This window comes from Virgibacillus sediminis (genome assembly GCF_042643265.1).
Classification (GTDB): domain Bacteria; phylum Bacillota; class Bacilli; order Bacillales; family Amphibacillaceae; genus Virgibacillus_O; species Virgibacillus_O sediminis.
Genome location: NZ_JBHRRZ010000003.1, coordinates 218214 through 241639, shown reverse-complemented (window position 1 = coordinate 241639; position 23426 = coordinate 218214). Strand labels below are relative to the sequence as shown.

The 23426-nt window shown below is 46.5% G+C and carries 21 protein-coding genes and 1 riboswitch; of the genes, 19 read left to right on the top strand and 2 right to left on the bottom strand.

Going from position 1 to position 23426, the window contains the following annotated elements:
* The first annotated feature begins 285 nt into the window (after window positions 1-285).
* The 3 genes from asnB (at window position 286) to ACFODW_RS03080 (ending at window position 3632) form a co-directional block, all read left to right on the top strand.
* On the top strand, window positions 286-2133 hold the full coding sequence (gene asnB, locus ACFODW_RS03090) for an asparagine synthase (glutamine-hydrolyzing) (protein ID WP_390302802.1): 1848 nt from the start codon (window positions 286-288) through the stop codon (window positions 2131-2133).
* 206 nt (window positions 2134-2339) lie between these two features.
* A complete protein-coding gene (locus ACFODW_RS03085; protein ID WP_390302798.1) occupies window positions 2340-3341 on the top strand; it encodes a sodium:calcium antiporter in 1002 nt (333 codons plus the stop codon).
* Between the two features lie 24 nt (window positions 3342-3365).
* Window positions 3366-3632, top strand: a complete 267-nt coding sequence (locus tag ACFODW_RS03080; protein WP_390302795.1) for a YciI family protein — start codon at window positions 3366-3368, stop codon at window positions 3630-3632.
* 316 nt (window positions 3633-3948) lie between these two features.
* Here ACFODW_RS03080 and pflA read toward each other — a convergent pair whose 3' ends face one another.
* A complete protein-coding gene (pflA, locus tag ACFODW_RS03075) occupies window positions 3949-4662 on the bottom strand; it encodes a pyruvate formate-lyase-activating protein (protein WP_390302792.1) in 714 nt (237 codons plus the stop codon).
* Between the two features lie 209 nt (window positions 4663-4871).
* A riboswitch (PreQ1 riboswitch) is annotated at window positions 4872-4917 on the top strand.
* A gap of 111 nt (window positions 4918-5028) precedes the next feature.
* On the opposite strand from pflA, the gene queF reads away from it, so the two are divergent.
* From queF to ilvA, 13 genes are all read left to right on the top strand, one after another.
* On the top strand, window positions 5029-5517 hold the full coding sequence (queF, locus tag ACFODW_RS03070) for a preQ(1) synthase (protein WP_390302788.1): 489 nt from the start codon (window positions 5029-5031) through the stop codon (window positions 5515-5517).
* A gap of 52 nt (window positions 5518-5569) precedes the next feature.
* Window positions 5570-6211: a queuosine precursor transporter gene (locus tag ACFODW_RS03065; protein ID WP_390302785.1), complete on the top strand. Its 642-nt coding sequence runs from the start codon at window positions 5570-5572 to the stop codon at window positions 6209-6211.
* A gap of 222 nt (window positions 6212-6433) precedes the next feature.
* Window positions 6434-7912, top strand: a complete 1479-nt coding sequence (gene glpK / locus ACFODW_RS03060) for a glycerol kinase GlpK (protein ID WP_390302827.1) — start codon at window positions 6434-6436, stop codon at window positions 7910-7912.
* 241 nt (window positions 7913-8153) lie between these two features.
* Window positions 8154-9854, top strand: a complete 1701-nt coding sequence (gene ilvD / locus ACFODW_RS03055) for a dihydroxy-acid dehydratase (protein ID WP_390302782.1) — start codon at window positions 8154-8156, stop codon at window positions 9852-9854.
* A gap of 663 nt (window positions 9855-10517) precedes the next feature.
* On the top strand, window positions 10518-10682 hold the full coding sequence (locus ACFODW_RS03050; protein WP_390302779.1) for a hypothetical protein: 165 nt from the start codon (window positions 10518-10520) through the stop codon (window positions 10680-10682).
* Window positions 10683-10826: 144 nt separating this feature from the next.
* The gene (gene ilvB / locus ACFODW_RS03045) at window positions 10827-12548 is read left to right on the top strand and encodes a biosynthetic-type acetolactate synthase large subunit (RefSeq protein ID WP_390302776.1); all 1722 of its coding nucleotides are present in this window, start codon (window positions 10827-10829) and stop codon (window positions 12546-12548) included.
* Window positions 12545-13063 carry an acetolactate synthase small subunit gene (gene ilvN / locus ACFODW_RS03040; protein ID WP_390302773.1) on the top strand — a complete coding sequence of 173 codons (519 nt, stop codon included), beginning with the start codon at window positions 12545-12547 and terminating at the stop codon, window positions 13061-13063. Before ilvB ends, ilvN begins: the two co-directional genes overlap by 4 nt.
* 55 nt (window positions 13064-13118) lie before the next feature.
* Entirely contained in the window at window positions 13119-14153 is a 1035-nt protein-coding gene (gene ilvC, locus ACFODW_RS03035) for a ketol-acid reductoisomerase (protein WP_390302770.1), read from the top strand.
* Entirely contained in the window at window positions 14140-15684 is a 1545-nt protein-coding gene (locus ACFODW_RS03030) for a 2-isopropylmalate synthase (protein ID WP_390302766.1), read from the top strand. The genes ilvC and ACFODW_RS03030 overlap by 14 nt, the downstream gene beginning before the upstream one ends.
* 28 nt (window positions 15685-15712) lie before the next feature.
* Window positions 15713-16804, top strand: a complete 1092-nt coding sequence (leuB, locus tag ACFODW_RS03025; protein ID WP_390302763.1) for a 3-isopropylmalate dehydrogenase — start codon at window positions 15713-15715, stop codon at window positions 16802-16804.
* Between the two features lie 33 nt (window positions 16805-16837).
* Complete coding sequence (gene leuC / locus ACFODW_RS03020; protein WP_390302760.1) at window positions 16838-18244, top strand: 3-isopropylmalate dehydratase large subunit; 1407 nt, start codon at window positions 16838-16840, stop codon at window positions 18242-18244.
* A 12-nt stretch (window positions 18245-18256) separates the two neighbouring features.
* Window positions 18257-18841: a 3-isopropylmalate dehydratase small subunit gene (gene leuD / locus ACFODW_RS03015; RefSeq protein WP_390302758.1), complete on the top strand. Its 585-nt coding sequence runs from the start codon at window positions 18257-18259 to the stop codon at window positions 18839-18841.
* Between the two features lie 58 nt (window positions 18842-18899).
* Window positions 18900-19865, top strand: a complete 966-nt coding sequence (gene ilvA, locus ACFODW_RS03010; protein ID WP_390302755.1) for a threonine ammonia-lyase — start codon at window positions 18900-18902, stop codon at window positions 19863-19865.
* Between the two features lie 106 nt (window positions 19866-19971).
* Here the strand turns inward: ilvA and ACFODW_RS03005 are convergent, their stop codons facing one another.
* Window positions 19972-20421: an Lrp/AsnC family transcriptional regulator gene (locus ACFODW_RS03005; RefSeq protein WP_390302752.1), complete on the bottom strand. Its 450-nt coding sequence runs from the start codon at window positions 20419-20421 to the stop codon at window positions 19972-19974.
* A gap of 182 nt (window positions 20422-20603) precedes the next feature.
* On the opposite strand from ACFODW_RS03005, the gene ACFODW_RS03000 reads away from it, so the two are divergent.
* From ACFODW_RS03000 to ACFODW_RS02990, 3 genes are all read left to right on the top strand, one after another.
* Complete coding sequence (locus tag ACFODW_RS03000; RefSeq protein WP_390302749.1) at window positions 20604-22217, top strand: gamma-glutamyltransferase family protein; 1614 nt, start codon at window positions 20604-20606, stop codon at window positions 22215-22217.
* Between the two features lie 63 nt (window positions 22218-22280).
* The gene (locus ACFODW_RS02995) at window positions 22281-22856 is read left to right on the top strand and encodes a chromate transporter (RefSeq protein WP_390302746.1); all 576 of its coding nucleotides are present in this window, start codon (window positions 22281-22283) and stop codon (window positions 22854-22856) included.
* A complete protein-coding gene (locus ACFODW_RS02990; protein ID WP_390302824.1) occupies window positions 22856-23383 on the top strand; it encodes a chromate transporter in 528 nt (175 codons plus the stop codon). Before ACFODW_RS02995 ends, ACFODW_RS02990 begins: the two co-directional genes overlap by 1 nt.
* Window positions 23384-23426: the final 43 nt, after the last annotated feature.

Below are 23426 nucleotides of genomic sequence, written 5' to 3'. Positions count from 1 at the left end.
CGAGACCCCGCAGTGTGGGTTTTCACGAGGAGGCTCGGGCGTTCGTCCGCGGAAAGGGAATGGTTCGTGCTCCTGGAGGCAAGAAAAAAAGCTTGTAGAAAAACACGGGGTTTCTCTACAAGCTGAGGTAGAAGTCATATCCAAAACGTAAAAGGAACATCCAGGCTACACCAGCCCTTGTCGGTCGACAAGGGCTTTTTCTTTTTGATAAAAGTGTCAAATTACAAAGTGTCCCTGCATATACTGATAAGCGGCATTTACAGCATAGAGAAAGGATGATCAGCCATGTGCGGGATAACGGGAGTGATCGATTGGAGAAAGCCACTCGATACTGAAAGGCAGACCTTGAAAATGATGACAGATACTTTGACACTGCGCGGGCCGGATGACTCACAGATATGGATTAGCGGAAATGCTGCATTTGGACATAAACGGCTGGCTGTAGTGGACGTTGAAGGCGGGAAACAGCCGATGACGAAGTCCGAAAACGGCTGTTTATATACCCTGGTTTATAATGGGGAATTATACAATACGGACGAACTGCGTAAAGAACTTCTGAGACGTGGATATCGATTTGGAACGTCCTCGGATACAGAAGTTCTGCTGACTGCTTATATGGAGTGGAAGGAAAAGTGTGTCGACCATCTGAATGGAATCTATGCATTCGGTGTCTGGGATTCCCAAAAGGAGCAACTGTTTATGGCGAGGGACCGTCTAGGTGTAAAGCCGCTATTTTTCCAAGAAAAACAAGGTTTCTTCCTTTTCGGATCTGAGTTGAAAGCTATCCTTGAGCATCGGGAGAGCAAAACGGAGATAGACCGCGATGGGATGGCAGAAATTTTCGGGTTGGGCCCCTCTAGGACGCCGGGACATGGGATTTTCAAAGGGGTCAGAGAACTCCGTGCAGGACATGTACTTACTTACTCTAAAGATGGATTGAAAGTTTCGCGTTACTGGAATATGAGAAGTGAAGAACATAGGGATTCTGTACAAGAGACAGCATCCAATGTCCGTGAAATATTTGTAGACGCGGTAAAGCGCCAGCTTGTTTCTGATGTGCCTGTATCAACTTTTCTCTCGGGCGGTTTGGACTCCAGTGCAATTACCGCTGTTGCCGCTGATTATTTCAAGCAGGAGGGAAGGGGAGTGCTTCCCACCTTTTCTATAGATTATGAAGGGAATGACCGGCATTTTCAGGCAAGTAAGTTCCAGCCATCCGCCGACCAGCCATGGATTGATCTGATGGTGGATTATTGCTCTACCAATCATCACAATGAGGTGATATCCGGAAAGGAACTGGCGGAGTTTCTAAAGGAATCAGTCCTGTTGAGGGACCAGCCCGGGATGGCTGATATTGATTCTTCGTTGCTATGGTTCTGCCGCAAGATTAAACAACATACAACGGTCAGCCTTTCAGGGGAGTGTGCGGATGAAATATTCGGAGGCTATCCATGGTTCCATGACCCGACAGCAGTTGGTGAGGAAGGATTTCCATGGATGCGATCCCTTGATGCACGGATCAATCTCCTCCATCCGGAGTGGCGGAAGAAGCTGGATCTTAGGACATATGTCCATGACAGAAGCAGGGAAACAATAATGGAAACCCCTCTTTTGGATGGGGAAAAGAAGGAGGATGCGCGTCGCAGGGAACTGTTCTATTTGAATATGCACTGGTTCATGGCCCAACTGCTGGACCGAAAAGACCGGATGAGCATGGGGGCAAGCTTAGAGGTGCGCGTCCCGTATGCCGATCATAAATTGGTGGAATACGTATGGAACATTCCCTGGGAAATAAAAATGCATGGAGGCAGAGAAAAAGGCATTTTACGAAAAGCATTGGAAGGCATACTGCCGGATGATGTACTCTATCGGAAAAAAAGTCCGTATCCAAGAACCTTTCAGCCGGAATATACGAAAGCGGCCGTGACATGGATGGATGAGATTCTGGCAGATCCTGATTCCCCATTGTTCGAATTCATGAAGCGGGAAAAGGTGGAAGCCATCAATCGCACGGAAGGAAAGGAATTTAAAGATCCATGGTATGGTCAGCTGATGAAAGGGCCGCAGCTGATTGCCCATCTTTGCCAAATTGATTATTGGTTGCGTGAATATGATGTGAAGATCAGCAGGTAGATGGGTCTGTCGGGGGGAGGGCATCCCTATTAGGCCTTGTATTTTCCATAGACATAATTAGAAGCATTGAAGTCCTGTCGAATTGTCGGCAGGGCTTTTTTAATCTCCAGTATTTGGAGTCAGTGAATTAGTTGTACAGTTTGCTTTTCAATTTTGGAGGTTGGGGGTATATTAGAGGATAGGTCTTGAAATTAGGAGTGATTCTATTGGTATTCGTAATATTTTTCCTTGCAGCAGCACTAACTGTATATACTGCCATGAAGCTGTCCGAGTATGCGGATGTTATCAGTGAAAAGACCAATATGGGCGGTATGGTTGTCGGAACGATCCTTCTGGCTGGAGCTACCTCTCTTCCCGAAGTCACCACCAGTTTCTCCGCAGTTTTGATCAACAATGTCGATATTGCTATCGGCAATATGCTTGGATCAAACCTATTCAACCTGCTGATCCTGGCGGTGTTTGATTTGGTGTACCGTAGAAGGCAGTTGTATCTTCAAGCGGGCAGAAGCCATTTGTTTTCAGCGGTGCTGGGTTTGTTCCTAATGCTGATGGTGACATTGGCTCTCTTCCTGCGGATTGACTATACGATTTTAGGAATTGGTGTGGATGCACTGTTGGTACTGCTTGTATACGTGATCGGTATGGTTGTCATCAGTCGTATGCCTTCCGCTCCGGAACCGACGGAGGCATTGATGGGCGACAGCCCGGAGGCCGGCAGAGAAGAACCTCCAAAGGACATTTCAGTCAAAAAAGCGGTGATAGGGTTCATTATCGCTGCCGTAGCAATCCTGCTGGCTGGTTCGGTATTATCCATCACCGGCGATCAGATAGCGGTAATCACCGGCATGGGATCGAGCTTTGTTGGAAGTTTCCTTATCGCCGCAACGACATCCCTGCCAGAAGCGGTTTCTGTCTATGCAGCGTTGAGATTGAAGAACATGAACCTTGCTGTCGGCTCCATCCTCGGAAGTAATATGTTCAATATGATCATCCTTGCAATATCGGATGCAGTATACCAAGGCGGCTCTATCATGGCTGATGTTTCTTATTCCAATCTATATACCGGGATTGCCATCAGCGTGCTCTCTGCAGTGCTGATTTGGGCCTTGCTGCGAAAACGTTCTGCATCATTGTGGACGTACAGCATCCCGTCAATTATTACAGTCATCGGTTATTTTATTGTGTCCTATCTATTGTTCCAGGGATAAATTGATGAAGGGGGAAGTTGGATCATGAAGTATTTTGCAGTATTTCTGCCAATGAAAGATGAAGGGAAGAGTAAAGAGCTGCGAGCGGCGCATCTTGCGTATCTAGAAGAGAAAGAGGAAGAGGGCAAAATCTTCGCGAAAGGCCGCTTTACTGATGGAACCGGCGGACTGGTTATTTATCAGGCAGCTGATTTTGCAGAGGCGGAAGAGCTGGCGAAACAAGATCCATATGTAACAAGTGGTGCCAGGGAATGTGAGGTTCATGAGTGGACCATGACACTTGCAAAATAAGAGTAAGATTGGGACAAAAGTGTTTTATTCAATGATAAATCCGAACGAACTAGAAAATTTGATTAGTGGATATAAACCGCTTCGGAAAATACACTTCGCTTTCAGCGGGCGGCTGGTGGGCCTCCTCGTGCTGACGCACTGTGGGATCTCACCTATGCCTTTCCTCCCGCAGGAGTCTACGTGTATTTCCTCCGCTATTTCAGATTATTGTTCGCCTATAGAGTTAAACGTTTTGATATGTCACAACCCCTTTTTAGGTGTTCACTGAGTAGAATCTATACGTAGCCAACCGGAGCATCTCTGCCCCTCGTACCTTTTAAATGATTTGATGGTTCAGTATCTGCTCTGCATTGCTGAGGCGTGCGGCTGTAGGTGTTTTCATACCTTCTAACTGATAACCTGGTTTGTCTCCGTTCAGGTAGGGAAGCACCTCCACCTTTTCTACGTTTTTCAATGTATGGATGAAATCGGAGAGAAGTATGAGGTCTTCATCGTGGTCACTGACACCTTCGATCAGTTCATGACGAATCCATACCGGCACATTTCTATCAGATAAATGGCGGGCGAACTCCAGAATATGGCTGTTCGTGATTCCCGTGTGTGCTCTATGTTTATCCGGATCAATCTGCTTCAGATTCAATAGAACCAAGTCGGTATTGGATAGCAGCTGGTCCAGCTGCTTCATGAAAAAGTCGGATTTCGTATAGCAGCCCCCTGCCGTATCAATTGCCGTGTGCACCCCCAGTTTTTTCATTTCGCTGAACAATTTATTAAGGAATTTGGTATGGAGAAGAGCTTCACCTCCGCTGACAGTAATTCCACCTCCTGAAGCCTGCAGGAAGGGGAGGTAGGTTGTTACTTCTTGGACAATCTCTTCCACGGTTATCTCCCGGCCTTCGCTGATTCTCCGGCTGTCTGGCTGATGACACGATCTACAGCGCATGGGACATCCTTGCATGACCAACAGATAACGCAGGCCGGGTCCGTGCTCCTTTGTACATGTTTGTATGGTATGGAGGCGATCCTTCATTATTTCTGCTCCTTTCGGGAACTTCTGCCAGCCTGTATGGTCGGAGCTGACGGAAGTATAGAAGGTTGAATGAACATTAACTATAGGTCCAATATATCATATTGTGACTCATTCCAGGAATGAAAATATTACAAAATAATATGTATATTATAAATAAAAAATTGCGGATGACAGGAAAAACAGGAATGTGTATAATAGAAACGTTGAATACGTGAGAGGTTCTTAGTCCAACCCTCTATAAAAAACTAAGCACTAATTCATAATTATGAAGCCATGTGCCTTAGGACACATGGCTTTTTATTATTTCAACAAAAACCACAAGCAGATTTCCGATAATTGATCCAATCGATACAGAGGAGGAATGTAATGAAAAAACAGGATGTATCCGATTTGACACTGCTGGGCAACCAGGGGGTCAGCTACGATTTTGACTATAATCCAGGGGTGTTGGAAACCTTTGAAAATAATCACCAGGACCGCGATTACTTTGTGAAGTTCAATTGCCCCGAATTCACCACCCTATGTCCTATCACCAATCAGCCGGATTTTGCGACCGTTTATATAAGTTATATCCCTGACGTAAAAATGGTTGAAAGCAAGGCATTAAAGCTCTATCTCTTCAGCTTTCGAAATCATGGAGGCTTCCATGAAGACAGTATGAATATCATTATGAATGATCTGGTGGAACTTATGGACCCACGATATATAGAGGTATGGGGGAAATTCACACCGCGTGGCGGTATTTCCATCGACCCTTATTGCAATTACGGACGTCCGGGCACGAAGTATGAAAAAATGGCAGAACATCGGATGATGAACCATGACATGTATCCGGAAACCGTTGATAACCGCTAAGGGCTTTATAGAGGGTTGGCAGAAATCTCTCTGTTGATTTAGGAGGTTTTCTATGTTTATCTATTTGAATGCTTTATTTGTTGGACTTTTAGTTATCTCAAATATTTTAGGTGTCAAATTATTCAGTGTCGGGGAATTTATTCTGCCGGCTGCAGTCATTGTCTATGTCATCACCTTCTTGATTACAGATGTCATCGGTGAGGTCTATGGCAGGGATGCTGCACGAAAAACCGTTCAAGCAGGATTCTTTACCCAAGTGCTGGTAATGGTGTTCATTTTGATTGCCATCCAGCTTCCTGCCGCGTCAAGTTTCGGTCTCCAGACGGAATTTGAGACGATTTTGGGTGGGAGTTTCCGAGTGATGGCGGCCAGCTTGTTGTCCTATGTTGCCAGTCAGCATCTAGATGTGAGTCTATTTCATCGGCTGAAAGAGAGTTATGGCGGGAAAAAATTATGGCTGCGGAATAACCTCTCTACTGCAGCCGCACAACTTGTAGACACGACTATTTTTATTACGGTTGCCTTCTGGGGCATTGTTCCGACAGGGGTTCTCCTCGGCATGATTGCCACGCAATATGTTTTTAAACTGATCGTGGCACTGATTGATACACCGATTGTATATCTGCTGGTAAATATAGCCAGGAAACAGAACACAGTAAAACCGGAAGATCTTACGGTACGCCATTCCTCTTAAGGGATGGCGTTTTATTTTGTTTTTAACGAAAATCTGTTACAAGGATCTTTGTTATGGGAAAAGTCCAATTGGGGAAGATGGAAGTTAATAAGCTTTTGTGCATGGTATAGAAGTAGAGAATGTATGGAAATAAAGCGCTTTAATTGCTATCATCGTAGTAAATACATCAGGTTCGGCTGCTGACAACCTATTTAAGGAGGAATTGGCTTGAGGGAGAAGTATATGCTTTCGATTGATCAGGGGACTACCAGTTCACGAGCAATACTCATCAATAAGGCGGGGAAAATAGTGGCTACAGGGCAGAAGGAATTTGAACAGTTCTTTCCTCGTCCAGGATGGGTCGAGCACGACGCCAATGAAATATGGACATCTGTGTTAGCCTGTATCGCCGATGCGCTGAGGAAAGCGGAAATAGATCCGGGACAGGTAGCTGGTATAGGTATTACCAATCAGCGGGAAACCACAGTGGTGTGGGATAAAAACACTGGTAGGCCAATCCATAAGGCCATCGTCTGGCAGTCCAGACAGACGGCAGGCATTTGTAAACAATTGGAAGAGCAAGGGTATACAGAGATGATCCATGAAAAGACTGGGCTGCTGATCGATCCTTATTTTTCCGGGACGAAAGTGAAGTGGATTTTGGACCATGTAGATCATGCACGGGAAAAAGCTGAAAACGGCGATTTGCTGTTTGGAACCATTGATACATGGCTCGTGCATAAACTTTCAGGTGGGAAGGCCCATGTGACCGATTATTCCAATGCCTCCCGAACCATGCTGTTCAATATATATGATCTCATGTGGGATGATGAACTGCTGGAAATGCTGGATGTTCCAAAGTGTATGCTGCCAGAGGTTCGTCCTTCATCAGAGGAGTATGCCCGAACGGTCAGCTACCATTTCTTCGGCCACGAAGTTCCTATCGCGGGAATTGCGGGAGATCAGCAAGCGGCATTGTTCGGTCAGGCCTGTTTTGAAAAAGGGATGGCAAAAAACACTTATGGTACAGGCGGTTTCATGCTGATGAATACAGGGGAAGAAGGGGTCAGCTCGAAGCATGGCCTTCTGACCACCCTTGCATGGGGAGTGGACGGCAGGGTGGAGTATGCCTTGGAAGGCAGCATCTTTGTCTCCGGTTCTGCCATACAGTGGCTCAGGGATGGTCTGCAGGTTATTCGCAATGCCTCGGAAAGTGAAAAATACGCTGCAAAGGTGGACTCTACAGATGGTGTTTATATGGTTCCTGCCTTTGTCGGGCTAGGGACACCATACTGGGATAGTGAAACACGCGGCTCCTTCTTTGGCATCACCCGCGGCACCAGGAAGGAGCATATGATCCGTGCCACGCTTGAATCACTTGCCTATCAATCACGGGATGTACTCGATGCAATGGTAGAAGACTCTGGCATTGACCTGAAAATCCTCCGCGTGGATGGAGGAGCAGTAAAGAATGACTTCCTCATGCAATTTCAAAGTGACATGCTGGGTGTCCCGGTGGAAAGGCCTGCCATCCAGGAGACAACCGCCATGGGTGTGGCCTATCTTGCCGGTTTGGCTGTCGGTTATTGGAAAGATAAGGAGCAGATTGCAAGCCAATGGGAGAATGAGAGAACGTTCCAAGCCGATATGGAAGAAGAAAAGCGCCAGCATCTATATGCAGGTTGGAAAAAGGCGGTAGAAGCAGCTAGAGTATTTAAATAGAATAACTATCAAAAAGCCGGACTGTGTTGTCCGGCTTTTTAAGCTTCAGCCTTCACCCCGGAATAGGAATTCGTCTGTCAAAATGTTTCCGTGCCTTCAAAAAAGAGAAATATTTTTGACTTTCGTAAAAAGCACCTACACAAACTAAAATAAGTATGCTAGAATAATTTAATTATTAGAATCTTTACAGTTTAAACTGTTATAAAAAATGAATGACAACTTTTGGAAGGTGGGTTACAGAATGGAAAAAACAGAAAAAGATCTACGCATCAAGAGTCAAGTATTCTCGGACGATGCCATGCGCGCTCCTAACCGGGCAATGCTGAGGGCCGTCGGTATCAATGATGAGGATTTCAAGAAGCCGATGGTTGGAATCGCCAGCACATGGAGTGAAGTGACCCCGTGTAATATACATATCGATGATTTGGCGATCAGTGCCAAGAAGGGAGCCAAAGAGGCTGGCGCGGCACCACTGATATTCAATACTATTACCGTATCAGATGGAATCTCCATGGGTACTCAAGGTATGCGTTATTCGCTGCCAAGCCGTGATGTTATTGCCGATTCGATTGAGACAGTGGTCGGAGCTGAGAACTTGGACGGGTTTGTAGCAATCGGTGCATGTGATAAAAATATTCCGGGCTGTTTGATTGCCATTGCCAATTCAGAAGTTCCGGCTGTATTCGTCTATGGCGGAACAATTGCACCGGGACGGCACAGAGGGAAGGACATCGACATTGTTTCCGTTTTTGAAGGGGTAGGCCGCCATAATAATGGCGATATTGATGATGAAGAATTGAAATCCATCGAATGCAGTGCATGCCCTGGAGCAGGGGCCTGCGGTGGAATGTACACAGCAAATACGATGGCTTCGGCTGTAGAAGCAATGGGTATGAGCCTCCCTGGAAGCTCTTCAAACCCGGCCGAATCTGCTGAAAAGGCTGAAGACTGTGCCAAAGCCGGTGAGGCATTGTATAACCTCCTCGATAAAGGGATTTATCCAAAAGATATCCTGACTAAAGAAGCGTTTGAAAATGCAATCACCGTGGTCATGGCTCTTGGTGGATCTACAAATGCCATCCTTCACCTGTTGGCGATTGCCCATGCAGCGAAGGTAGATCTGTCCATCGACGATTTCAATCGCCTGCAGGAAAAAGTTCCGCATTTGGCTGACCTCAAGCCAAGCGGGCAGTATGTGATGCAAGACCTGCATCGCGTCGGTGGTGTACAGGCTGTCATGAAACTTCTTTATGAGGAAGGGTACCTCCATGGTGACTGCCTGACTGTAACAGGTAAGACTGTTGCTGAAAACCTGGCAGAAGCTCCGAACCTGGCGGAAGGGCAAAAGGTAATCATGCCGTTTGATAACCCTAAACGTGCAGATGGTCCATTGATTGTTTTAAAAGGGAATCTATCACCAACAGGTGCTGTGGCTAAAGTATCCGGTGTAAAAGTCAAACGCCATACAGGCCCGGCGCGTGTGTTCGATACGGAAAAAGAAGCGACCCAGGCGGTCATGAATAATGAAATCAATGAGGGAGATGTATTGGTCATCCGCTATGTTGGACCAAAAGGCGGTCCGGGAATGCCGGAAATGCTTTCCATTTCCAGTATTTTGGTAGGTAAAGGCCTGGGTGAGAAAGTGGCACTGCTGACAGATGGCAGATTCTCCGGCGGCACCCATGGACTTGTGGTCGGCCATATCTCTCCGGAAGCACAGGACGGCGGACCAATAGCCTTCCTGAAAGAGGGGGACCTTGTCACCATCGATTCGGATCGGAAAGAAATCTCTATGGAGGTTTCCGAAGAGGAATTGGAAAATCGTAGAAAAGACTGGGTAGCGCCTCCACTTTATAAAAAGGGAATTCTCGGCAAATACGCACATAACGTGTCCTGCTCATCAAAAGGAGCGGTAACCGACTTCCTGGACAGTGAAGAATAATGCACAAAACCCCCATCCATGTGATGGGGGTTTTGTTATCCAATATATTGCATAGATGTATTAGCGGATGACCAACTTGGGAACAGCTGTCAGATTAGGGTTGTTAATGAATATTTGCGATATATTGCGATGATGGAGCGGAGATTTTATACTTCCAGATTCATTGGTGATTTACCAATGCTCCACCGTCTCGGAATGAAAAGGATCCAAATAGAAAAGCGTTAATTATGTGCTGGCAGATTTTTCTATCAGAGAAATGGCCTCCCATAAATTTTGCATCAACAGTCAAAATTTGACATTAACTTGAAAATATATTTTTAGAATCCGAAAAACTGTATCCTCTACGAATACGGGCAAAAAGGAGTATTTAAATGCCATCAAATATTATTTCTTTTTGTAATAATTTTGTAATATAAAAGTCAAGTGTGAGACCTTCAATGATGTAACCGCATACATATAAAGTTATTAATCAAAAGTATCAAAAAATTTTAAAATAGCTGTTGACCAGAAGCCGAAAAAGTTATATGATTATCAGCAATATATCAGTTATTACATTTTTCCAATTAGACAATGAGTTAACAAAAAACTGTCACCTGAATTATTCGAATCATCATAATAACTTAATATCACCAACTCGACGACGGGAAAAAAGGAGCAGGGCCCATGCATTTACAGAGATCTGGGGTTGCTGGAAGCCCAGAAATGCAATCTGTTCCGACATCATCCCCGAGTGCCAGGTTGAACGGATTCTATCAATCCCATTATTCCTGGCCGGGTGCGCTTCAAATGTGCACCTGTTATCAAAGCGGGCTGTCTGACAGCCTGTGAGATAGCATTCGCGAGGATGCTATGAATCTGGGTGGTACCGTGAAAAGAAGACTCTTTTCTCCCCAATAATTCTGCATTTGTGCAGGTTTATAGGAGAAAAGGGTCTTTTTCGATTATATAGAACATTAAAGGAGGCATGCAGCAGTGAAAGTTGAAGTGAAGAAAAAAGTGGAATCTGCGAATGAAACGATAACCGGGGCTGATCTGCTGGTTCAGACACTGGTTGAAGCGGAAGTCGATACAGTATTTGGTTATCCGGGCGGGGCAGTTTTGCCAATATATGATGCATTGTACCGTAATGAGACACCATTCAAACATATACTTTCCAGGCATGAGCAGGGCTCCATTCATGCAGCGGAAGGATATGCACGGGTTACAGGAAAGCCCGGTGTAGTCATAGCGACATCCGGACCGGGAGCGACTAATCTGATTACAGGTATAACGGATGCCATGATCGACTCCCTACCGTTGGTAATATTCACTGGCCAGGTGGCACAGGGTGTCATCGGCACCGATGCCTTTCAAGAATCCGATGTAATGGGAATCACCACACCTATTACTAAATATAACTACCAGGTCAATACATTGTCGGAACTGCCAAGAATCGTAAACGAAGCTTTTCATATTGCTTCAACTGGGAGGCCGGGTCCAGTAGTCATCGACATCCCGAAAAACATTTCGCAGGAGCTGACGAACGACACCTTTGAAAATGATTTCCATTTACCCGGCTATCAGCCGACCACGAAGCCCAATCCACTTCAGGTAGTCAAACTGGCTGATGCACTGAGCCGGGCGAAGAAGCCACTACTGCTGGCCGGCGCTGGGGTTGTATTCGCTAAAGCGTCAGAACAGTTGGAACAATTTGCTGAGAAACATCAAATTCCAGTGGCCAACACACTGCTGGGGCTCGGAAGCTTTCCGGCTTCCAATCCGCTCTCGCTGGGCATGGCGGGCATGCATGGAACTTATGCAGCCAACATGGCAATTTACGAAAGCGACCTCCTGATAAATATCGGCGCACGGTTTGATGATCGTCTGACAGGTAATCTGGAGCATTTCGCACCGAATGCGAAAATTGCCCATATCGATATCGACCCTGCTGAAATCGGTAAGAATGTGGAAACAGATATCCCTGTAGTGGGTGATGCCAAACAGGCATTGCTGGCATTGTTAAACAGTTCCATTACGGTAGGCGAATGCCGCAGCTGGAAAGAACAAATCGCGCAGAACAAACTGAATTATCCATTGTGGTACGACGAGGGAGACACGGCTTTGTCCCCGCAATGGTTGCTGGAACAGATCCATCGTCTCTCGGATGGCGACGCGATCGTAACCACGGATGTAGGCCAGCACCAAATGTGGGCTGCACAGTATTATCATTTTGACCGTCCAAATCGCTGGGTAACCTCCGGTGGATTAGGAACCATGGGATTCGGCTTCCCGGCAGCCATCGGCGCACAACTTGGTGCTCCGGACGATCTAGTCGTCTCCATTGTCGGTGATGGCGGCTTCCAGATGACCTTGCAAGAATTGTCCATCATTCAAGAAAAGAACCTGCCGGTCAAAATTATTATTGTAAATAACAATGCACTCGGTATGGTCCGCCAATGGCAGGAAAGTTTCTATGAAGAGCGCTATTCGGAGTCACTCCTTCCAAATAATCCGGATTTTGTCAAACTCGCTGAGAGTTATGGTATCCGCGGAGTCAAAGTAGATACTGAGGAAGATGCGTTGAGGGTATTGGATGAAGTCTTCAACTCCGACGGTCCAGCATTGGTGGACTGCCGGGTGGACCAACAGGCGTGTGTTTATCCGATGGTCGCACCAGGCAAGGGGCTTCATGAAATGATAGGGGTGAAAAAATGAAAAGGATCATAACAGCAACCGTACAGGATAGAGGTGGGGTGCTGAACCGGATCACCGGAATGCTCCACAAAAGGCAGTTTAATATAGACAGCATTTCTGTCGGCTCCTCGGAAGTAGAAGGTGTATCCAAAATGACTTTCGTTGTCGATGTCAATGATCAACAGAAGCTGGAGCAGCTGACCAAGCAGCTTAATAAGCAGATTGATGTAATTAAAGTTTCCGATATTACCGATAAGGCGATGGTGGCAAGGGAACTGGCTCTTATCAAGGTTGGCGGCAGCGGTCAGCTGAGAGCTGAAATTCAGGGGATTATCAATCCTTTCCGTGCTACCGTCATCGATGTAAGCCGTGACAGCCTGACTGTCCAGGTTACGGGTAAGCCGGATAAGGTGGAGGCTTTGATCACACTGCTTAGGCCTTATGGAATTAAGGAATTAACCAGAACAGGGGTAACTGCTTTCCTACGGGGACAGCAGCCCCAGCAAGTAACGGAAATTAACTCTCTATCTATCTAGGAAGAGTTATTGAAAATAAAAACACATACAATATTAAATCTCAGGAGGAATTATCATGACAAAAGTACTTTATGACCAGGATATCCAAAAGGAAGTTTTACAAGGAAAGAAAATCGCTATTGTAGGTTATGGTTCACAGGGCCATGCACATGCACTGAATCTTAGGGAGAGCGGCCATGATGTAGTTGTTGGGCTCAGACCAGGGAAATCCCAGCAGAAAGCAGAAGAAGACGGCTTTCAGGTAGTATCTGTAGCGGATGCCACCAAACAGGCGGATGTAGTAATGGTATTGCTGCCGGATGAGCATCAGACAGCAGTTTACGAAGAAAGCATCAAACCTAATCTGAAAGCAGGAAATGCATTAGTATTTGCTCATGGGTTCAATATCCATTTCAGCCAAATTGTTCCTCCAGCAGATGTAGATGTCTTTCTGGTAGCACCGAAAGGTCCAGGGCATTTGGTGCGCAGAACATATGAAGAGGGTGCTGGAGTACCTGCTTTGTATGGTGTTTACCAGGATGTCACAGGCGAAGCAACACAACTGGCTCTTGCATATGCACAGGGTATTGGCGCAGCACGTGCCGGTGTTCTGGAGACCAGCTTCCAGGAAGAGACTGAAACAGACTTGTTCGGTGAGCAGGCAGTATTATGCGGCGGCTTGACCAGCCTTGTAAAAGCAGGATTTGAAACATTGACAGAAGCAGGCTATCAGCCGGAAGTCGCTTACTTCGAGTGCCTCCATGAAATGAAATTGATTGTGGATCTTCTATATGAAGGCGGATTGGAAAACATGCGCTATTCTATTTCGGATACAGCACAATGGGGCGATTTCGTTTCCGGTCCACGTGTCATCAACGACGAAACAAAAGGGCGCATGAAAGAGGTTCTGGAAGATATCCAGGCAGGGAAATTCGCTAAAGGCTGGATCCTTGAAAATCAGGCAAACCGTGCCCAGTTCAATGCTACGAATGCCAAAGAGAACCAACATCAGATCGAGAAAGTGGGAAGGGAGTTACGTGAGTTGATGCCTTTTGTCAAACAGCCTCTGCAAGAAAAACAAAAGGATGTGAAAGCCCATGTCACGAATTAAAATATTTGATACCACCCTTAGAGATGGTGAGCAATCACCAGGCGTCAATCTGAACCAGCTGGAGAAAATGGAGATTGCCAAACAGCTGGAACGGTTTGGGATTGACCGGATGGAGGCAGGGTTCCCTGCTTCCTCCCAAGGTGATTTTGAAGCAGTTAAGGCGATTGCCGACAATATTAAAGGTACATCTGTGACCGGATTGGCCAGAACGATCAAAAGTGATATTGACACGGCTTGGGAAGCATTGAAAAATTCCGAAGAGCCCCGCCTCCACCTGTTTCTGGCGACTTCCCCTATTCATATGACATATAAGCTGAAGCAGACACCGGAACAAGTGATCCAAACTTCCGTTGACATGGTGTCCTATGCAAGGGAAAAATTCCCTCAAGTACAGTGGTCAGCAGAGGATGCAACCAGATCCGATTGGGATTTTCTTGCTAAGATCATTGAACAGGTCATCGACGCAGGAGCCACCGTCATTAACCTGCCGGATACGGTCGGTTATACAACACCAGCGGAATACGGAAAACTTTTCCGCTACATCAAAGAAACTGTGCCGAATATTGACAGGGTCGACCTTTCCTGCCACTGCCATGATGACTTGGGAATGGCTGTAGCCAACTCCATTGCAGCAGTGGAAAATGGAGCTACCCAGGTAGAAGGAACCATCAATGGAATTGGTGAACGTGCTGGTAATGCTGCTTTGGAAGAGATTGGTGTCGCAATGAAAATCCGGTCAGACTATTATCCATATGAAACAGGTTTGAAGCTGGATGAAATCAAGCGCTCCAGTGATCTGGTAGCAAAATTGACCGGTATGTATGTACAGCCCAACAAAGCTGTCGTCGGTCGCAACGCATTTGCTCATGAGTCCGGCATTCACCAGGATGGTGTGCTGAAAAACGCACAGACTTATGAAATCATCACCCCAGAAATGGTCGGCCTGAACTCGAATACCCTTTTCCTTGGTAAACATTCCGGACGGCATGCGTTTAAAGATAAGGTAAAGGAATTCGGCATTGAGCTGTCGGATGAAAAGCTGAAAGAGGCATTCAAGCAGTTTAAACAGTTGACTGACCATAAACGGGAAGTAACCGATGATGATATTTATACGATCTTGATGGAAATCAAGACGGATACTTCTACCGTAAGCAAATACAAGATGGAAATGTTTCAAGTCCAATATGGTACCGCCAATATCCCTACAGCAACCGTCGTATTGACGACACCGGCTGGTGAAACAGTGGAAGCGGCACGAACCGGGCAGGGAAGTGTCGAAGCTTTGTATAAAACAATGGATGCATTGATTGAAGAGGACCTCAAATTGGAGGATTACCAGCTTAATTCGGTCGGCGGTGGGAAAGACGCCTTGGCTGAATCACATGTCCAGCTGGTAGTGAACAATGTGAAGGTAAATGGTAGAGGTGCTGCCCAGGACGTTATCGAGGCTTCAGCAAATGCTTTCCTTAATGCTGTAAATCGTTATATTGTCCAACAAAAAGCAGCATTGGAAAAAGAAGCGATAAAATAAATCTAGCGAGGAAAGGGGAGGGGAGTATATGAACAAAAAGATCACCCTATTGCCTGGTGACGGGATAGGAAAAGAAATTATGGAGTCTGCAAAGGTGGTCCTGAACACCATTGCTAGTGAATATGATCACCGCTTCAGTTTTCAGGAACATGCAATCGGCGGCGATGCAATCGACCGGTATGGCACTCCGCTTCCGGAGGATACCATTCAGGCATGCGAGGATTCCGATGCAGTACTGCTTGGAGCTGTCGGGGGGCCGAAATGGGATGGAAACCCACCCCACCTCCGTCCGGAAAAAGGGCTGCTTGGAATCAGGAAAAAGCTTGGTCTGTTCGCCAACCTTCGTCCTGTCCAAGGATTCTCTTCCCTCCTGCATGCTTCTCCGCTGAAGGAAGAAGTGATTAAAGGCAGCGATATCCTGATCATCCGCGAGCTTACCGGAGGCCTCTATTTCGGCAGACCGAGCGAGCGCCGGAATGATGGAAAAGAAGTTGTTGATACACTTGCCTACTCTAGGCAGGAAATGGAGCGCATTATTGAAAAAGGATTTCAAAGTGCGCAAATTCGCAACAAACAGCTCACATCTGTGGATAAAGCCAATGTCTTGGAATCCAGCCGGATGTGGAGGGAAATTGTAGAAGAAAAAGCGAAGGAGTTTCCGGATGTAAAGGTGGAGCATCTGTTGGTAGACGCTGCAGCGATGAAGCTGATTACCGAGCCGAACCGATTTGATGTCATTGTCACGGAAAATCTGTTTGGTGATATCTTAAGCGACGAAGCAAGTGTATTGACAGGATCACTTGGAATGCTGCCATCAGCTAGTGTTCGTACCGATGGAGTAGGATTATATGAACCAGTACACGGTTCAGCGCCGGATATTCAAGGCAAAGGTATCGCTAACCCGCTGGGGATGATTCTTTCAGTTGCCCTGATGCTCAGACACTCTTTCCATATGGAGGAAGAAGCGACCGAGATTGAGAAGGCGGTCAATGAATGTCTAGAACAGGGCTACCATACAGGTGACCTTGATATTAAAGGCGGCCAAAAGGTAGGAACGAAAGAAATGACACAAGCGGTTATCGAAAACCTTACCACGAAGAGCGTGTCCAATAGTATTTGAAATATGTATGTCTAATAGCGGGAGGGTGATCATATGGGAAAACCACAGACAATCATTGAAAAAATATGGGATAAACATATAGTCCACCAGGAAGAGGGAAAGCCGGACCTGCTCTATATTGATCAGCATTTGGTCCATGAAGTTACGTCCCCACAGGCATTTGAAGGGCTTCGCCTGAATAACAGGAAAGTCCGCCGTCCAGATCTCACATACGCTACGATGGACCATAACGTTCCCACTCGGAATCGGGAAGAAATCAAAGATGAGATTTCCAGGAAACAGATGGAGACATTACGGAAAAACTGTGAGGCTAATGGCATTAAACTTGCTGACATGTATCACCCTGATCAGGGGATTGTCCATGTTATCGGACCGCAGTTGGGGCTTACCCAGCCAGGGAAAACGATTGTGTGCGGCGACAGCCATACATCCACACATGGAGCGTTCGGCGCTCTTGCATTCGGCATCGGCACCAGCGAAGTGGAACATGTATTAGCGACGCAAACCATCTGGCAAGAACGTCCGAAAACCATGAATGTGAAAGTGGAAGGGGACTTGGGGCCGGGAGTAACGGCAAAAGACCTGATCCTAGCAATTATTGGTAAATTCGGTGTCAAATTCGGAACCGGCTACGTGATGGAATATACTGGCCAGGCAATCCGCAACCTTTCCATGGAAGGACGGATGACTGTATGTAATATGTCCATTGAAGGCGGAGCACGTGCAGGCTTGATCAGCCCAGATGACAAGACAGTGGAATATCTGAGAGGCCGGGAATACGTACCGGAGGGAGAAGCCTTCGAGGAAAAGGCCCAAGAATGGCTCTCACTGGCAACTGATGAAGGAGCCGTGTATGATGAAACTGTAACGATTAATGCGGAAGAGATTGAGCCGCAGGTAACATGGGGAACAAACCCTGGTATGTGTGTACCTGTCAGCGGGGAAACGCCTAAGCTGGATGAATCGGATCATAGAGAAGATGTGGAACGTGCCCTTGAGTACATGGGGCTGGAGGAAGGTCAGCCGATCTCTTCCATTGAAATTGACCATGTCTTCATCGGCTCCTGCACAAACTCCCGTTTCAGTGATCTGGAGAAAGCCGCAGGTATAATTGAAGGGAAAAAAGTTAAAGACAGCGTCCGTGCCATCGTCGTTCCAGGTTCTTTCAGTGTTAAGCTGGAGGCGGAAAAAGCTGGGATCGATAAAGTATTTAAAGATGCCGGTTTCGAATGGCGTGAATCAGGATGCAGTATGTGCCTGGCGATGAACGATGATGTGGTCCCGCCTAATGGCCGCTGTGCTTCCACTTCCAACCGCAACTTCGAAGGAAGGCAGGGAAATGGAGCCAGAACCCATCTCGTCAGTCCGGAAATGGCTGCAGCTGCTGCGGTAGAAGGCCATTTCGTCGACGTACGCAAATATGCAGGTGTATTGAATTAGGAGGTGCACATATTGGAAGCAATTCAGCAGCATAAGGGGCTGGTATACCCATTGAACCGTTCTAATGTGGATACCGACCAAATCATTCCTAAACAGTTCTTGAAACGGATTGAACGAACCGGATTCGGCCAATTCTTATTCTACAATTGGCGGTTTGATAATGAAGGGAATCGCCGGGAGGATTTTTCTTTGAACAAACCAGAGTATGATGACGCAACAATCCTTCTGGCAGGTGAAAACTTTGGCTGCGGTTCCTCCAGGGAGCATGCACCATGGGCACTGCTTGATTATGGATTCAAGGTAGTCATCGCACCAAGCTTTGCCGATATTTTCTATAATAATGCACTAAAAAATGGCATTATACCTATTAAAATCGATGAATCACAGCTGGCAAGCTGGATGAAACGGGCAGAAGATGCCACCCTTACCCTTGACATCGATCTGGAAGCACAGAAAATTGTTGATGAAGTGGATGAGACTGTCCATTTTGATATTCCAGCTTATCATAAAGAGAAACTTTTAAACGGCTGGGATGAAATAGCATTAACTTTACAGCATAAGGATAAGATAGAACAATACGAAAAAACACTAGCTTAAGAATAGGGAGAGTGACTCAATTGGGAATTGCTTAACAGGTGACTTAACAGGAGAAAAGGTGTATAAGGCATGGCAGAAACTTAAGCCGATTGTCCATCACACACCATTAATGACTTCAGTAACCACAAACGAGCTGGTTGGAAAGAATGTCTATTTCAAAATGGAAAACCAGCAGAAAACAGGTGCTTTTAAATTCCGGGGGGCAAGCTTCAAACTAATGCAGCTATCGCAGGAGGAATTGAAAAAAGGAGTCATTACGGCTTCAGCGGGAAACCATGCCCAAGGAGTCGCCCATGCAGCGGCTAAACTCGGTGTTAAGGCGACAATCTTCATGGCCGAGGGCACCCCGCATGCGAAAGTGGAAGCCACTCGGAATTATGGAGCCGAAGTGGTTCTGATAGGGGAAAGCTTCCAAGAAGCCTATGAAGCTTCCCTTAAAAGAAAGATGCAGACCGGTGCTGTCTATGTCCATCCATTTGATGATTATGATATTATGGCCGGTCAGGGAACCATCGCCATGGAAATGCTTCGTCAAGAGGACAGGATGGATACGATAATTGTACCGATTGGTGGCGGCGGACTGATCAGTGGCATCGCAGTTGCTGCCAAATATGCCAATCCCAACATCCGCATCATCGGGGTTCAGGCAGAAGGGGCTGCTGCTATACACGACAGCTATTACAGCGGCGGCATTACAAACCTTCAGTCTGTCTCGACTATTGCAGAAGGCATTGCCGTTAAGCAGCCCGGGAAACATACACTTCCTATTATACGGGAATTGGTCGATGAAATTGTGACAGTATCAGATGAGGAAATTGCTGCAGCAATCGTCTACATGCTGGAGAGAAACAAAACCCTTATGGAAGGAGCGGGTGCTGCGGCTATCGCGGCTTTGTTCTCCCATAAGGAAAAAATCAAATCACGACACTGTGGAGTTATCGTAAGCGGGGGGAATTTAGATATTGGTGCCTTGTCCAATATCCAAGGGCTCGCCAAGAAAGTCCAGGAAACAGTAGCTATTTAAAAAGAGGTTGAGAGTCTTACTCTCAGCCTCTTCTCTTTTTGCCCCGGAAACCCATAAATCGGGGTATTGATATAGATATGGCCCTTCCATCGGTGTATTGAGCCCATTAAAGTTTGTAACCTGTCCGGCTCTTGAAGCGCTTGAGGATTACTGAGCTCTCCACCCGGGTGATTCCATCTACCGCATACAATTCGTTGTTAATAAATGCCTCGAGCATGCGGAAGTCTTCTACAAGCACATGCATATGAAGGGTGCTGGGACCAGTCATCTGGTAAATGCTTGCTACACTTGGATTATCGGCCAGATTTTGGGCAACTTCCTGCATATGCTGTGGCTCTACATCGACCTCGAAGAAAGCGGAGACTTTCTTTCCCGCCTTTTCTGAATTGATGACCACCGAAAACTTTTCAATGATCCCTTGCTCCTTTAGACTATTAATTCTGTCTTTTACAGCCACCCGTGACAGTCCTACTTTCTCAGCAAGATCAACATAAGATATTCTTCCATCTTCCGAGAGAATCTCTAATAGTTTTTTGTCTGTGTCATCATATCTCATTTCATGAACTCCTATAGTTATATTATGGATATATGATAACACAAAATGTAAGTGGATAAAAAACTTTGGGATATTATTGTAAGTGATTGTTGGGGGCCGCTTAATATTTGATTGACACAGAAGGGATGATTTCGTAACATATTAGTTAATTCTACTAATATTCAGACGAAGGGGCGTTTAAGATGAAATCTTTTTCGAGTGCGTCGTATCCATATGCGCTCACCAGGAATACAGTGTATGCAAAAAAGGGGATGGTAGCGACATCACAGCCGCTTGCCAGTCAGGCAGGACTTGAGATATTGAAAAAGGGTGGCAATGCGATTGATGCAGCTATAGCGACAGCTGCATGCTTGACAGTAGTTGAACCGACTTCCAATGGTATTGGCGGGGATGCATTTGCTCTAGTTTGGACAAAGGGAAAATTGCATGGGTTGAACGCCAATGGCAGGTCACCGAAAAATATATCTTTAGAAAAGTTGAAGGAGGCGGGGATGGAGGAGATTCCCGCACATGGGTGGATTCCTGTCACGGTACCGGGGGCGCCCTCAGCATGGGCTGAATTGTCTGATCGATTCGGGAAGCTTTCCCTGAAAGAAGTTCTCCAGCCGGCTATTACATATGCAAGAGAAGGCTATCCATTGTCACCTACCTTGGCGAGATTTTGGAATAATGCCTATCAGAGTTACCGTGAGAAATTGACCGATGAAATGTTTAGGCATTGGTTTGATACTTTCGCACCAAATGGCCGAGCACCACAGGTCGGAGAAATTTGGTCCTCCCCCAATCATGCAAATACGTTGGAAGAAATCGCTGAAACAAAGGCTGAGTCCTTCTATCGCGGAGCATTGGCTGAAAAAATAGCTGCGTTCTCTGAGGAAAACGGCGGATATTTGAGAGAGGAAGATCTGGCCGATCATCAGCCGGAGTGGGTGGAACCGATCAAGGTAAATTACCGCGGCTACGATGTTTGGGAAATACCGCCAAGCGGACAGGGAATCGTAGCATTGGAAGCCCTCAATATACTCAAGGGCTTCGAATTTCCGGAAAAGGAATCGCCGGAAACCTATCATAAACAGATGGAGGCTATTAAACTCGCATTTGCCGATGCTCATCAGCATGTAACAGAACCAGCTCATATGAGATATAGCACGGACGATTTGCTTAGTGAATCGTATGCAGAGAAGCGAAGAGGGCTTATTACAGATAGGGCTCTTCAACCGGAAGCAGGTGAACCGACTTCCAGCGGAACGGTCTATCTGGCGGCAGCCGATGGAGAAGGAAATATGGTATCATTCATTCAAAGCAATTATATGGGATTCGGCTCTGGCCTGGTAGTTCCAGGAACGGGGATTGCCCTTCAGAACCGTGGTCATAATTTCTCCATGAACCCAAGTCATGTCAATGCACTTGCAGGGGGGAAGAAAACCTATCATACTATTATTCCCGGCTTTCTTTCCAAAGGGGGGCGTCCTATTGGCCCATTCGGTGTAATGGGAGGTTTTATGCAGCCCCAAGGCCATGTGCAGGTAGCCATGAATACCATCGATTTCGGACTCAATCCGCAGGCGGCACTCGATGCGCCTAGATGGCAATGGATGGGGGAGAAGATAATAGAAGTAGAGCACCGTTTCCCTCACCATATTGCCCAGGCCCTCCAAGCGAAAGGCCATCACATCCGTTACCAGTTGGAACCGAACAGTTTTGGGCGGGGCCAGGTTATTTGGAGAGACCCTGAAACAGGAGTGCTTGCTGGGGGAACCGAATCCCGTACAGATGGAACGGTATCTTCCTGGTAATAGGGATAACCAGAATCTGATTTATTAACGAACATAGAAATCTACAAAGGAAATGTGGTCTAGATGAAAACACAATGGAATCTTTTTATCGCGTTTTTCCGTGTAGGGATGCTTGGGTTTGGCGGAGGGCCGGCTTCCATCCCATTAATTCAGAAAGAAGTAGTTGGTAAGTATAAATGGATGAAAGATGACGATTTTGGTGATCTGCTGGCCCTGGCCAATACACTTCCGGGACCGATCGCCACGAAAATGGCAGGATATATCGGATACCGGGTCACAGGGATTGGCGGCATGATCAATGCAGTTTTTGCTACTGTTGTACCTACGATTGTTTTAATGATCATCCTGCTGACCACCATCTCTTCCATTAAGGAGTTCGATTGGGTGCAGGGAATGACAGCGGCGGTGGTTCCTGTGGTCGGTATGATGCTTGCTGTCTTGACCTGGCAGTTTATCAATAAAGCGGGCAAAGGTTTAGGGTGGGGGAGAGCACTGGTATTTGGAGTAGTGGTTTTCATCCTGCTTCAATTTGCAGGAGTTCATCCGGCCATCATTATTGCTGCCCTGCTTGCAGCTGCATTACTGATCAGGGATAAACCCGGCCATAATGCCCGGCAGAAGGAGGATGATACAGAATGATGCTTTACTGGGAAATATTCTTAGCCTTTTTCATTCCTGGCATTCTCGGCTATGGGGGAGGTCCCGCTTCCATCCCGCTAGTAGAAAATGAAGTAGTGCGCAGGTATGAGTGGATGACTGTCCAGGAATTCAGTGAGGTGCTTGCCCTCGGCAATTCACTTCCAGGACCGATCGCCACGAAGATGGCAGGCTATATAGGTTATGAAGTCGGCGGTGTGCTTGGTTCCCTGGTCGGAGTTTTTGCGACCGTAGCACCCTCTTTGATTATTATGATTTTGCTGCTCAGTGTTCTGCTTAAATACAAGGATTCTCCCAAAGTAAAAAGGCTGACTTTGTTTGTACAGCCGGTTATCGCCATCCTGCTTGGTTTGATGGCATGGAGATTTTTTGCCGATTCGTTTGAAGGAATTGGCCTTTGGCAGACACTGTTCCTTGGAGTGATCAGCTACTTTCTGATCGAACGGATCCATGTTCATCCGGCCTTGGTGATCATCGGAGCATTTGCATATGGCGGATTGTTTCTTTAATAAGATTGTAGCAGCCATGGTTTAGCCCATGGCTGTTTTTAAT

Coding starts and splice junctions, on each gene's coding strand:
- ACFODW_RS03030 (WP_390302766.1), top strand. CDS start 14,140: ATGTCACGAATTAAAATATTTGATACCACCCTTAGAGATGGTGAGCAA.
- asnB (WP_390302802.1), top strand. CDS start 286: ATGTGCGGGATAACGGGAGTGATCGATTGGAGAAAGCCACTCGATACT.
- pflA (WP_390302792.1), bottom strand. CDS start 4,662: ATGAAGGATCGCCTCCATACCATACAAACATGTACAAAGGAGCACGGA.
- ilvC (WP_390302770.1), top strand. CDS start 13,119: ATGACAAAAGTACTTTATGACCAGGATATCCAAAAGGAAGTTTTACAA.
- queF (WP_390302788.1), top strand. CDS start 5,029: ATGAAAAAACAGGATGTATCCGATTTGACACTGCTGGGCAACCAGGGG.
- ACFODW_RS03050 (WP_390302779.1), top strand. CDS start 10,518: ATGCATTTACAGAGATCTGGGGTTGCTGGAAGCCCAGAAATGCAATCT.
- ACFODW_RS03065 (WP_390302785.1), top strand. CDS start 5,570: ATGTTTATCTATTTGAATGCTTTATTTGTTGGACTTTTAGTTATCTCA.
- leuB (WP_390302763.1), top strand. CDS start 15,713: ATGAACAAAAAGATCACCCTATTGCCTGGTGACGGGATAGGAAAAGAA.
- leuC (WP_390302760.1), top strand. CDS start 16,838: ATGGGAAAACCACAGACAATCATTGAAAAAATATGGGATAAACATATA.
- glpK (WP_390302827.1), top strand. CDS start 6,434: ATGCTTTCGATTGATCAGGGGACTACCAGTTCACGAGCAATACTCATC.
- ilvD (WP_390302782.1), top strand. CDS start 8,154: ATGGAAAAAACAGAAAAAGATCTACGCATCAAGAGTCAAGTATTCTCG.
- ACFODW_RS02990 (WP_390302824.1), top strand. CDS start 22,856: ATGCTTTACTGGGAAATATTCTTAGCCTTTTTCATTCCTGGCATTCTC.
- ACFODW_RS02995 (WP_390302746.1), top strand. CDS start 22,281: ATGAAAACACAATGGAATCTTTTTATCGCGTTTTTCCGTGTAGGGATG.
- ilvN (WP_390302773.1), top strand. CDS start 12,545: ATGAAAAGGATCATAACAGCAACCGTACAGGATAGAGGTGGGGTGCTG.
- ACFODW_RS03000 (WP_390302749.1), top strand. CDS start 20,604: ATGAAATCTTTTTCGAGTGCGTCGTATCCATATGCGCTCACCAGGAAT.
- ACFODW_RS03080 (WP_390302795.1), top strand. CDS start 3,366: ATGAAGTATTTTGCAGTATTTCTGCCAATGAAAGATGAAGGGAAGAGT.
- ACFODW_RS03005 (WP_390302752.1), bottom strand. CDS start 20,421: ATGAGATATGATGACACAGACAAAAAACTATTAGAGATTCTCTCGGAA.